Source organism: Lacipirellulaceae bacterium (genome assembly GCA_040218535.1).
Classification (GTDB): domain Bacteria; phylum Planctomycetota; class Planctomycetia; order Pirellulales; family Lacipirellulaceae; genus Adhaeretor.
Genome location: JAVJRG010000005.1, coordinates 1,270,868 through 1,283,230, shown reverse-complemented (window position 1 = coordinate 1,283,230; position 12,363 = coordinate 1,270,868). Strand labels below are relative to the sequence as shown.

The following is a 12,363-nucleotide window of genomic DNA, read 5'->3' as shown; positions in this document are numbered from 1 at the left end:
CGAAGGACACAAAGTTGAGAACTCTTATTCGAAGTCTGGTTGCTCTCGTCGCTTCCTTCATCAGCTTCAGTGAAGTTTGGGCTGAAACTCAACAGCACCCGAACATTCTCATTCTCTATGCCGACGACTTTGGCTATGGCGATTTGGCTTGCCAGAACCCAAACTCGAAGATTCCTACGCCAACGCTTGACGAGCTTGCGAGCCAAGGGATTCGGTTCACCGACGGGCATAGCTCTTCAGGGATTTGCACACCCAGCCGATACGCTTTGCTAACGGGGCGTTATCACTGGAGAGAGTTCCACAATATTGTGGGGATCTTCGGTGGCTCGAAATTCGCCGCTGATCGGTTAACCATGCCTGAAATGCTTCAACAACGCAGTTATCACACCGCTGCTATCGGCAAGTGGCATCTTGGCTGGGATTGGGATGCCGTACGAAACCACGAACTGAAACCCATGAACGCCGAAACAAAACCCTGCTACGGACCGAATCACTTCGACTGGAGCAAGCCAATCCCGGACGGTCCGCTGGCTCACGGCTTCGACTACTACTTTGGCGACGATGTGATTAACTTCCCACCGTTCTGCTGGATTGAGAACGACCGTGTGACAGAACCTCCAACCGTCATGGCGAACAGCGAGAACTGGAAACCGTTGCGCGAAGGCAACTGGGAGACTCGCCCCGGCCCGATGGTACAGGGTTGGGACCCTTACAAGCGGCTGCCGACCATTACGGAGCGCGCTGCTGAGTATTGCCGTCAACTGAAAGAAACCAAGAAACCCTTTTTCCTCTACGTCGCGTTCCCTAGCCCGCATGCGCCGATCGTCCCTGCGGAAGAATTCAATGACACCTCTGAGGCAGGAGCTTATGGCGACTACGTAGTGCAAACTGACGACGCGTGCAGGCAGATTCTCGAAGCGATTGAAAGTACAGGCAAAAGCGATAACACGCTGGTCATCTTTACCTCAGACAACGGCCCAGAAAGGTACGCGTACGAGCGTGATCGCAAATTTCAACACTGGTCGAGCGCCCCACTCCGAGGACTAAAACGTGATATCTACGAAGGTGGTCACCGCGTCCCGTTTCTGGTGCGATGGCCCGGTGTTATCAAGCCGGAGTCAGTTTCCAGCGCATTGGTCTCACAAATTGACATCATGGCGACCTTGGCTGAAATGCTCGACTTCGAGATTCCCAACGGTCAAGCGGAAGACTCGCAGAGTTTTCTCTCAGTCCTCACGGGAAAGGCTGCGAGCGCGCGTTCCGAACACGTCCATAACACGTATGCCAAGAAATATGCTTTGCGCTACGGGCAGTGGTTGTTGATTGATCACAAGGACGGATACTCGAAAGGAAAGAATACTGAGTGGGAACAACGGCACAGTTACCCGGAGGATGACAACCAGAAAACCGAATTGTATGACTTGAGTAAGGACCTCGAGCAAAAGGTCAATCTGGCGCAGCGATTTCCTGAGCGGGTCGAAGCGATGCAAGAGCGTCTGGCTCAGATTCGTGCCAATTCTGACCACTAAGCAAGGGACCTGAGCTTCGGGATACGTGGTAGTCTCGTGCATTGGTTGGGAAATCTCTTGATTCTGCATACGTTGAGGGTTAGAACTGCCGCAGGTGGCATTGGATTCTGGCCCTCCAAAACTTCTTGCCTTCCGAGAGGATTGCGATGCTTCGTTATTCATCCGTATTGTTTTGCATCCTGGTCTGCTTGTTTTCGACTTCAGTAGCCAGGGCGGACACGTTCACAGTGGCTGGCTTCACCTTTGACGATACCCTGGGGCCAACCCAGGCGTTGCCGGTTCCTCCAACTACCGTAGGGGACTATGTGGCGTTCGCGTTTAGCGCTCAGTTCATTCCGGTGTCGCTGGAGGGGAACGATTTTGACATCAACAAGACGGTCGGCATTCAGTTAATTGGTTCTGAGCCTGGGCAGAACAATGGTGGCACCTCGGTCGAGTTAGGCGATACGACCTTTCGCGGAGGAGTTGAGTTGAACTGGGGCGGAGCCGCTGGGGTGACGAACAACGAAGGCGACGACTTTGTCGTCTACGAAAACGGATCGCCGAACGGCCCTGAAGCATTCATGATCGCCGTCCGGGAAACAGGTACAGCAACCTTTACGGGATTCCGTTACGAGTTCGCAGACGACGTCGTGCAAGTGCTCCCCACTGCCGGAACGAATATAGCCCAAGTGTTATCGACCGGCTTCGATCTGTCTGATTTTGGCCTTCCTAGTGGCTCGACAATTGACGCCATCATCGCTTCCAATATGCGGCCTGCCGACCGCGTGGACGATGTCGTTGGTCAAGGCAATGTGATCGTTGGAGGAGGTAGCGGCTTCTCACCGCTGACTGGACCCCAGGGAAATGGAGGCACCTACAACAGCAACGGATTCGATCCTGACCTGACGTACATCGGCGTGATCGTCGACCTCCCGACGAACGACCCCGGCGACTTCATCGCTGATGGCAATGTTGATGGCGAAGACTTCCTTGCTTGGCAACGGGGGGAATCGCCGGATCCGTTGAGTGCCGCTGACTTGGGTGCTTGGCAGACCAACTACGGGGCAGCGGCAGCCACATTTGCCGTACCCGAACCGACGAGCGCTGGCTTGTTGGGACTGAGCACCGTCATCCTCATTTTTGTGCGGCGTGAGAGACGAAGATAGCTTTCGCGATTTTGAACGTTCTGCTTCAGTTGGCCGCTGCAAGTTCCTTTGCAAAGATCGTTGCACGGCGAAGTAAATCAATCATCCGGCTACTGTTTCTGTCACGCCTGCCTTTTCTGACCTTTAGCCATTACTGGAATCTATGCGCACCGCCTTAATCGACTCGCCGCGTAAAGCGGTGGAACTGATTTGCGGTGGGGGATTAGTCGCATTTCCGACCGAGACCGTCTTCGGGCTGGGGGTGGATGCCACTTCCGACGCGGCGGTGCGGAATCTGTTCGCGGCCAAAGGGCGACCAAGCGACAACCCACTGATCGTACACGTTGCGGAGCCTAGTCGTTGGTCGGACGCGGCTGCTGAGCTAACTCCAACGGCCGAATCTTTGCTTGATGCGTTCGCACCAGGTCCGTTGACTGTTGTGCTACCGAAACGAGATACGATTTCAACGCTGGTGACGGGTGGACTTGAGACGGTCGGTGTGCGGGTGCCCAACCATCCGGTTGCTGCCGAGATTCTACGCCTCGCCGACCGACCGATCGCCGCCCCTTCAGCCAATCGTTCGGGACGCCCTAGCGGGACACGATGGCGGTCGGTGCTCGAGGATTTTGAGGGTCGGATTGACGCCGTCTATCGCGAAGACGGGCCGTCGCTAGGCGTTGAGTCAACGGTCGTCGACTGTACTGGCTCGGTCGCTCGGGTACTCCGCCCAGGTGCTGTAACCATCGAGCAGATTCGCAACGTGCTGCCAAATGCCGAAGTGACCACCGCCGAAATGACTACTGCCGCGGCGGGACAAGCAACCGACGCTGTTCGCTCGCCTGGCACCTTGCATCCGCACTATCAGCCGCAAGCTCGTGTGCAATTGATCGATTCGCCGACAGAGGTCGATCTCTCGGACGGACGAAGAGTTGCGTACTGCGGATTGCTACCGATCGAAGCCGCCGAGTCACTTACCTTGGCTGCTGTGTTCGAAAACGTCGATGCCTATGCGGAAGCGTTCTACGAGTTTCTTCGGGAAGCCGATCGCCATGAGGTATCAACCGTCTATGTCCAGATGGCTCCAAAGGAAGGCATCGGCCATGCTCTCCGCGATCGCCAACGACGAGCTGCTGGCATGAATTGAGTCCGGTGCGCAGTCTACAGTCTGGCTGCAAGCTAACTGTCGAGCCAAACTTCAATCCAAGGTCGTGTCCACGGGTTCCAAGTCGGGTAGCTGGCAGAAAGAACTGATAGGGCCAACAACAGATACGCCCCTGCCCTGCCCCACTTCTTCCGGGAGAGCCAGTCGGCGGCGGGCACCATCGCGACAAGCCATAGAGGAGCAAACCAGAACATCCAGCGGAAGCCACTGGTCATGCCGCCGTAGTTGCGATCCTCTTGCGGACGTAACCCAAGATAGAAGACCAAGCATGTCAACGTGAGAACGCCGATGCCGACTGCCAGTTGCTTCTGCGGCCTTTCTCCGCGTGCGAGCCAGATCAGCAACCCGGCCATGCTGAAGAGCCAAACGGGTGTGAGACTGAAGATGCCGTGATGACCAACGAGCACATGAAACGCATAGACAGCCTTCGACGGTTCGCCGATATCGACCCCCTTGCGGTTCTGCCAATAGCTTTCGCGTTGCTCGCCCTCAACGGTGTAGGTGTAGGCGTACCAGTTGTCCTCAGGGTCGGTTTCGCTGCGATGCATGTAGGGAGGTCGTAGGCTGTTGTGTGCTAGGTAGTTAGTGGCAAAGAAAGCAATCACCACGACCGCTGCCGCAGGCACAAAACCTTTCAACCAGGCACCCCGATTGCAGAAAAATAAGACGGCAGCCAGTAGGGCGAAAAACGAAAGTGCAGGTAACTCGTTCGCCGCGGTAAACGCAGCGGCGAAACCGGCTAGCGCGTACCAACGCGATCGGTGGTCGTCGTCGTGGAGGATTTTGACGACTGCATAGAGTGCCAGCGCTGCGCTCACGGCCCCCACGAGATGGTTGTTGAGAACCACGGCAAAGGTGGTCAGCATCGTTCCCAAGGAGGCAGCGGCCATAACAAACACGCGTCCCCAGTCCGTCGTGCCTAATCGGTCGACCAGCTTGGCCACAAGGAACAGCATCAGAGCGAACGGTAAGACATTTACCGTGAAGAGCATGGTCCGACCGACTCGATAGGGATGTTCTTCGAGCGTCCAACCGGTGAGCTTCTGCAAAAGCCAGTACTCGCCAGCGAGCATCGTGTAGAGAAGTGGCGGCTTGCTCGAATAGAGCCTGCGTTCCCCTTCCCGATTGCGGTGCTGAACCATGTCGATGGTGTTCCAGCGGCGGCGGTCGACCACTTCGTCGATTTCGTAGGTTCCATGATCAACGAGCGCTCGAATGGCCAACCAACGGCTACGATCATTACTGCTGAGGAACGGAAGGGTCCGAGCCTCTTCCTGCTCGATCTTGGGACGTTCTGCCGAGATGCGCTGCTTCACGGCAGCCTCATCCAGTCCTTCAACGCGCAGCTTCTTTTCCAGGGAGCCGATACGCTGATTGACGAAACGCCGCTGAAGATCACCACGATGGACCGCATCAACGGCGAGCAAGCGGCCCGTCATGTTGCCGACCGCCAATGCAATGAGCAACCAATAGACGCCCCAACGTAAGTTGCGATTGGGGTCTTCCTTCGTGTCGATCTCTTGCTGAAGAGGGCCGCCGCTCATTCGTTCTCACCACCAGCGGCGGGGCTGTCGCCCATTTTGCCTTCGCCAACGCGTGAGCTCTCGCGGTGCGAAACCGACTGCCCATCACGATTCGGATTCGTATGCTCGGCAATCGAGAAGCTATCCCGCTGACGGGAAACGAGCGAGGCGATCATTTCGGCGACGAAGCCAATCGCCAGAAGCTGCCCACCTAGCAACACAGCGACCAGCGAGTAATACATCGCAGCGGTCTCGTGAAGGTGAATCGGCTCGTAGCCGGGAAGCCTTGAGACACACCAGGCGATTGCCAGGTAAAGCATGCCCAGCATTCCGAGGGTCAGCGAAAGCAAAGCCACCGAACCAAGCCAATGCTGGGGACGTTGCCCAAAGCGGGTGATGAACTGCACTGTTAGTAAGTCGAGCAAGCCCTTCGGGATCCGCTCGATGCCGTACTTTGAGACGCCATGTGTGCGGGGACGATGCTCGACGGGGGTTTCGCCAACCTTAAATCCGCGAGCGGCGGCTAACACAGGGACAAAGCGATGCAACTCGCCGTAGAGTCGGATTTCATGAATCAGATCGCGACGGAATGCCTTGAAACCACAGTTGTGATCGTGAAGTTTCACCCCGGTCAAACGTCCGACGAGCGAGTTGAATACTTTCGAGGGCCAGCGTTTGTGCCATGGGTCGTGTCGCTCAGCTTTCCAACCGCTGACAACGTCTAGCTTTCGATCGCCTTCGAGCTTTGAAAGCAAACGAGGAATCTCCGCGGGAATGTCCTGAAGATCGGCATCCATGGTGACGATGATCTCCCCTTCGGCAGCATCAAAGCCCGCACTCAACGCAGCCGCTTTGCCAAAGTTCCGCCTGAATCGAATTCCCAGGACGCGACGATCCGCTGTCGCGATGGACTCAATCTTTTTCCAAGAGTCGTCTGTGGAACCATCATCAATGTAGATGACCTGCAGCAGATAGCCGTTCTTGGCGGAGACTTCTTCGATCTCGCGATGAAGTTTCTCGAGCGTCGGCGCTTCGTTCATCACGGGAATGACAATACTGAGCATCGGCGTCACCACGGGCTTAATCTCTGATGCATCAGTCATCGGCGAATCGTTGTCTGGTCGGTCAGTCATCAGTCGGGCTCCAGAGGTGGGAAAGGTCCAAGACGTTGGGTCTTGAACGGAGCTTCAGGCGAGACCTTTATTGTAGCAGAAATGAGGCCCTCCGATTGCAAAGACACCGAGAAATACGGCTACGAGGGTGCGCTTATGACGATTACAATGCCCGCAAGGTTTCGCATTCTATTCCGCCTACTGTAGGGAACGCCCTCCGCGGCATTCCGTGCCCCCAGTACCAGCGGAACGCCACCGAGGGCGTTCCCTACAGTTTGACACGTTGTTCAAGGGTTCTCATCGTGCCTAGAGTTGTTTCGTTCATCGTCCTGGTGGCCATCTTGCTGTTGATTGGCTCGATGTTTTTCAAGGTGATGCTGCAATTCGTGGTGCCGCTGTTTCTTGCGTCGGTGCTGGTGGTTGTGTTCAAGCCGTTGCATCAGTGGATGCAGAAGCGGATTCCTGGCCGCCCGCGGATTTCGGCAATGGCGACGACGATTGCGATCCTTGTCACCGTCTTAGGTCCTGCAAGTTGGTTGGGGCTGAATAGCTATCGTGAATTCAACAAACAGTGGGGGTTCCTCATTCCTCACGAACAGGAAACTCCCAAGGCCGAGAACCAACGCAAGGAGCTATTCGAGCGCATCGAGAAACGGGCCGAGTTATCGCTAGAGTGGTACGAAGAATCTTTTGGCAAGTCGTTTGATATCGCTGGCCTGTACGAGCAGTCGGCGGGCTGGGCGTTTGGAGCAGTCCGAAGTGGATTCTCCTTGGCGCTTGGCTTGCTGTTTGGAATGGCGATTATGATTCTCGCCCTTTATTACTTCCTCGTCGATGGCGAAGCAATGATCGAGACGCTCATGCGGCTATCACCTTTGGATGATGAGTACGAGCGGGAATTGCTCAACAAATTCGCCAACGTCAGCAGAGCCGTGGTGGTGGCTTCGCTACTCTCAGCAATTGTGCAAGGCATCCTCGCGGGGATCGGCTATTACTTTGCCCTCAACGAGGGATCGCCAATCTTTCTGCTTACCGCGGCGACGATGGCGTTTGCGATCGTACCTTTCGTCGGCGCCGCGGCTGTTTGGGTGCCGACTTGCCTGTGGATCTACTTTATTGATGAACGTCTCGGAGCGGCAATCGCCTTAGGTGTCTACGGAGCGGCGATCGTCTCTTCGTCAGACAACCTTGTGAAACCGTACGTGTTACACGGTCAGTCCAACCTACATCCGCTGCTGGCGTTGCTGAGCGTGCTAGGCGGCGTCCAAGTTCTCGGGCCAATCGGTATTCTCGTCGGCCCGATGCTGGTTGCGTTCGTCCAAGCGTTGCTGAACATGCTCAACAAAGAACTACGGCTGATGAGCAATGGAACCAGTAAGCAAGAATCAGAGTATCTAGCCGCCCACCCCGAGATCGCCACCCAGGCCGAAGCCGCCGCCTATGAGAAGGATGATCTGATGTCGTCGATCGGCACTCCCGAGAGCAAGCAAGACGAATCGAAAGACGTGCCGGATACTACCGTGAAAAAGGTTGCGAAGGGGAAGCGGAAGCGGCGGAAGAAGTAGCTACGCCGCGGATACAGGCGACTTTTTGCCAATCGCGCGGCCAACCTCCTGGCGGCTTGCTCCTAGTACCAAGAGCGATCGCACCAGCAATTCCAAGGATACGCTGGCGTCGGCCGTTTCCATCTTCGCGACTCGCGATTGACTCGACCCGAGCAGTTTTGCGAGTGCCTCTTGTGTCAAACCTTCGTCGGTTCTTCGTTTTCTGAGACTGTCCGCCAATGAAAGTTTCATTTCGATTAAGGCGGCTTCTTCGTCAGACAAGTCCAACAACTGTTGGGCACCACTAACCTTCCAACCGGCCTGCTCAAGCCGATCAAGTTTGTTTTTCTTCATATTTCATTCCCGCATGATACGGTCGTAGGCCGTAAGTCGACGCTGGCAAACTTCAATGACTCTCTTGGGCGTCGCCCCTGACTTCTTGGCGAATACTTCGAGAATTACGATTGCGTCTCTATCCGTGCGGTAGAGGATTCGCCAATTGTGATTCTCGTCACGAATTCTTAGCTCATGACAACGTTTACCGACCGAGGGCATTGGTCGAGAATGAGGCATTCCAAGAATTTCGCCACGCTGAAGCCTACGCAACAAAGTCCCCGCCTCAATTCTTGCCGCTGGTGTGAACGGAGGCGTCTTGATCTCACCTTCCAACCAGACAAGCGGCTTACTCTCCGGCTTGTCGGCAGATTCGTTCACTTCAACAAGTCTATGTCACATTCGACATAAAGTCAAACTCACAGCGGGAACAGTACGATCCGAGTTATCCTCATGCCCGCCGGTCTCGTCGCTCCCGCGTCGGCTCATCGTTGATGATGTAAGCCAACGCGTTGTCGGCTTCCCGAGGCTCTTCCACGGGTTCGATGTCGAACGAGTACTCGTGGAATTCCGAAGCCTCCGGGAGTACTTCCGTCTCGATGTCCTCCCGGGTGACTTCGACAACTTCTTCGACGAGCCGCTCGACGAAGGGATACTCGTAGAGATCCTCTTCGACTGGCACAGGCTCTTCGATGATTTCCTCTACGATCTCTTCGACTTCTTCGACGACTTCAACGACCGGTTCCGGTTTAGGCTTCGGCTTGCGTTTCTTCTTGGGCTTCGTCGGTTTTACTTCTGGCTTCTTGGCAACTTCAATGACAGGTTCGGGAATTGCCGGCTGACCTCGTCGGACAGGCAAGCGGCGGCAGTCGGCGTCGAGCCCCTTAAACATTTCCCACATGTGCTCGTGGCAAGTAAAGATCAGCAGCTGATGCCCGCCGGCCGCGAATTCGCAGAGTACTTCCGCGGCACGTTGGGCACGGACGGCGTCGAAGTTCACTAACACGTCATCGAGCACCATCGGCAGGTTTACGCCGCGACGAGCGAAGGTAGCGACCAAAGCCATGCGAACACTCAAGAACAACTGCTCGCGGGTACCACGGCTTAAGACATCGACTGGCAGCGACTCGCCCTCTTTCGTCTCAACTAGCAAAATATCGTTGGCCAGCGGTGTCCAGATCCGTGTGTACTGGCCTGCGGTCAGCTTGGCCATGTACTTGCTGGCTTCGGCGAGCGTCTCCGGTTGGCGATCGGCTTCGTACTCGGTGCGGATCCTTTCGAGAACGCGATTAACCGTGGCGTGTTCTCGCCAAGCTTGGCGGGCTTCGGCGAGTTTGTTTTCGATGAGGCTCAGATCGAGCTGGCACTCGGCCAGTGAATGGTCTTCTGCCAGTTCATCTTGCTCGCGATTGAGTGCGCCCCGTTCTTCTGAGAGAACTTTCAAAGCTTCTTGCAACTCGTCGAGTTCGCTGGTGAGCTCCTCCCAAGCGGTGTCGAGGCGGCCAATCGACTCGGGCGCCAGCAATGTGGCAAAGGTCTCTTCCGACTCGTGGCGACCGATCGCGGCAGTGATTTCACGCGCAATCGCTTCTCGCTTTTTCGCCAACTCCGCGGCTTTTTCCTGATCAGCGGCCAGACGGCGGAAAGCTTGCTCGTCGGCACAATCGACCGCTTGAAAAAGGGCGTTCTTCCGACGCTTCAGGCCAACGATCGCTCGGCGGTGCTTGCCCTCTTCGGCCTTCAGTTCCTTGGCACGCTCGCGAAGCTCTTCACGACGTTCGACATCAGCAAGCTGTTTCCGCCGCGCGCTGAGCAGTGAATCCAGCCGATTGATGGGATCGGCATCCTCAGCAGGAACTTCAAGACCGACTTCTTCATGGATGTCATCGATCCGACGAAGCAATGCCGCATGTTCACGTGCTCGCGCGGCAGCATCTTCGCGACGGTACTTGGCACGGGTTTCCAGTTCGCTCAGTTGACCGTAGCGATCGGTGACCTTCATCAGACGCAGCGGATCGAGCGACTCAGGCAGCCCGAGGGCAACGATCGTGGTCTTCCAGTTGGCAAGGGTATTATCCAACTCTCGTTTCGCTTGGCGGACGCGAGTTTCTGCTTCGGCGACTTCGTTGCCGGCCATTTTCCGCTGGGCTTCGACGGGAAGTACGTCCTCTAACTCCGCCAAGTGGCGTTCAGCGGCCTGCATTCTGATCAGGACCGAACCATCGGTCATTGGCAGTTCGGCATCGAGCATTTCCTTCTCACGCTCTGTCTCCCCGATTTGGCGAGCGAGGACTTCCATCTGACGTTGGCAGGCGTCGAGCTTGTCGGCTGCAGCATCTTCGGTGAAGAACTTGAAGGCCAGGCTGAACAGGCCGCCACCCACACCCAAGATCGTCACCAGCCAACCAAATTGCCCGAACGGCGACCCCGGCACGATGAAATTGATGCCGATCATTAGGGCACCAATCACGAACGCGGCCAGCAGCCAACTGAAGGTCGAGAGTGGCATCACTTGGTCGTCGAGCAAATCGTGACTCTGTTGTTCCAGCTCAAGCTCGTGCTGACGCGACTGTTCGATGCGCTGCTCGACTTGCAGACGATTGCGAAGCTTCGCGACTAAGTCGCTGGCTTCCTGGAGGTCCATCGGCAACCCGTGCGATTCACCGCCGACAATGGCGGATTCGATTTGCGTCTTTAGCGACTGCTCGTTGGCCGTAAGGTTTTCGAGATGACGCTTGGCCGCATCGTACTTTTTCTGCGAGACACGAACCGACTCGACATGTGGCTCAAGACTTTCGATATCACCTTCGCTGATCTCACGTAACGTGGTGCCGCGGGTCATGCCGAGCGCTTCGCTAAGACGCTGTTGCTCTGCCTTGTAGCGGCCTTCAAATTGCTGGGCCTGCTTTTCGAGGTCGTCCATCTGCCGACCCAGCGACTCGAGCCAGTCACGTTGCTCGCCGAGCGCGTCAATCCGGCAACAGTTACGGACTAACGCCTCGTTGATGCCCAGCCGCCCCGATTCGTCACGCAATTGGTGCCGCTGGCCTTGGAGTACGTCGGCTTGACGTTGGTGTTGTTCGGTTTTTCGGGTGAGCGAGTCGAGACGATCGAGCGCATCGTCCGCCAGGGAAACTCGACCTGCGTATGCCGAAAGCTCATCGTTGAGTTTCTCACGACGACGCCAATTTTCTTTCAACCCGACGGCAATCTCAATTGTGCGGGCACGTCGCTCGCAGTCGCGAACATTGGCCTGGGCGGTATCAATCTGACCATCAAGTTCGGCAATCTTCACCGCGAGCTGTGACCACTGACGGTTTTGCTGGGTCAGGCGAGAGATCTCCGCGCGGAGTTTATCGCGTTTTGCGGTTAGCTTGGCAATCTTGGAAGGGTTCTTGCTTTTGCCTGCCCAGAGCAGGCTACGGCGTGTCTGACGGAGTTCTTGGATCACGTCATACAGACTAACTTGGTCGAGCCCTGAGGTGAGTCGGTAGAGCCACTGAGCCGCATGCGTATCGGTTAAGGTGCCGAGTTCTTGAATCTCGCGCAGGCCAATCGCAAAGACGTTGTTGTAGGTCTTCTCGTCAATGTCAGCGAGTGCTTCGCGAAGCAGGCGATCGCCGCTTTCGTGGCCGTCTGGTGTTTTGCAGATGACGCGGCCGATATCGTCGTCGCTACGGTCGGCGTAGCGTGAGGCTCTGAACTGAGTATCCGTATCGGCGATGCCCAGCGTTCCGCCGGCACGACCACCATCAATCGGTGGCAAATAGCGACTGCGTCGCTTTGGTGAAACGCCGTAGAGGACCGAGCGCACAAAGTGCATCACGGTCGTCTTGCCCGCTTCATTGGGGCCATAGAAAGCCGTGACGCGGCGCGACAGGTTGTTCAGCTTCAGATCGTGCCAAACGCCGAAGCCGTCGATTTCCAGGTCGGTGATTTTCATAACAAAAACTCTTGCCGCTGCGGAATGTCTAAACGCATTGTGAACTCTGGCTTAGTTATCAGTGTTCAGTTTTTCGTCAGTTAAGCTAAA

General features: G+C 56.1%; 9 protein-coding genes. 4 read left to right on the top strand and 5 right to left on the bottom strand.

Annotated features, from left to right (window positions below):
• Nucleotides 1–14 precede the first annotated feature (14 nt).
• The 3 genes from RIB44_05485 (at nt 15) to RIB44_05475 (ending at nt 3,800) form a co-directional block, all read left to right on the top strand.
• The gene (locus RIB44_05485; protein ID MEQ8616026.1) at nt 15–1,529 is read left to right on the top strand and encodes an arylsulfatase; all 1,515 of its coding nucleotides are present in this window, start codon (nt 15–17) and stop codon (nt 1,527–1,529) included.
• 146 nt (nt 1,530–1,675) lie between these two features.
• Nucleotides 1,676–2,677, top strand: coding sequence for a PEP-CTERM sorting domain-containing protein (locus RIB44_05480; GenBank protein MEQ8616025.1), 1,002 nt, complete (start codon nt 1,676–1,678; stop codon nt 2,675–2,677).
• 142 nt (nt 2,678–2,819) lie between these two features.
• Entirely contained in the window at nt 2,820–3,800 is a 981-nt protein-coding gene (locus tag RIB44_05475; protein MEQ8616024.1) for an L-threonylcarbamoyladenylate synthase, read from the top strand.
• Nucleotides 3,801–3,832: 32 nt separating this feature from the next.
• Here RIB44_05475 and RIB44_05470 read toward each other — a convergent pair whose 3' ends face one another.
• Together RIB44_05470 and RIB44_05465 are read right to left on the bottom strand one after the other, a co-directional pair.
• The gene (locus tag RIB44_05470; GenBank protein MEQ8616023.1) at nt 3,833–5,362 is read right to left on the bottom strand and encodes a hypothetical protein; all 1,530 of its coding nucleotides are present in this window, start codon (nt 5,360–5,362) and stop codon (nt 3,833–3,835) included.
• Nucleotides 5,359–6,474, bottom strand: coding sequence for a glycosyltransferase family 2 protein (locus RIB44_05465; GenBank protein MEQ8616022.1), 1,116 nt, complete (start codon nt 6,472–6,474; stop codon nt 5,359–5,361). The genes RIB44_05470 and RIB44_05465 overlap by 4 nt, the downstream gene beginning before the upstream one ends.
• A gap of 281 nt (nt 6,475–6,755) precedes the next feature.
• Here RIB44_05465 and RIB44_05460 point away from each other — a divergent pair, with 281 nt between their 5' ends.
• On the top strand, nt 6,756–8,018 hold the full coding sequence (locus RIB44_05460) for an AI-2E family transporter (protein ID MEQ8616021.1): 1,263 nt from the start codon (nt 6,756–6,758) through the stop codon (nt 8,016–8,018).
• On the opposite strand, the gene RIB44_05455 is transcribed toward RIB44_05460, so the two are convergent.
• From RIB44_05455 to RIB44_05445, 3 genes are all read right to left on the bottom strand, one after another.
• Entirely contained in the window at nt 8,019–8,351 is a 333-nt protein-coding gene (locus RIB44_05455) for a helix-turn-helix transcriptional regulator (protein MEQ8616020.1), read from the bottom strand. It abuts the gene before it with no gap.
• 3 nt (nt 8,352–8,354) lie between these two features.
• Nucleotides 8,355–8,711 (bottom strand): type II toxin-antitoxin system RelE/ParE family toxin, encoded by a 357-nt coding sequence (locus RIB44_05450; GenBank protein MEQ8616019.1) that lies wholly within the window; start codon nt 8,709–8,711, stop codon nt 8,355–8,357.
• Nucleotides 8,712–8,781: 70 nt separating this feature from the next.
• Complete coding sequence (locus RIB44_05445; protein ID MEQ8616018.1) at nt 8,782–12,273, bottom strand: AAA family ATPase; 3,492 nt, start codon at nt 12,271–12,273, stop codon at nt 8,782–8,784.
• Nucleotides 12,274–12,363: the final 90 nt, after the last annotated feature.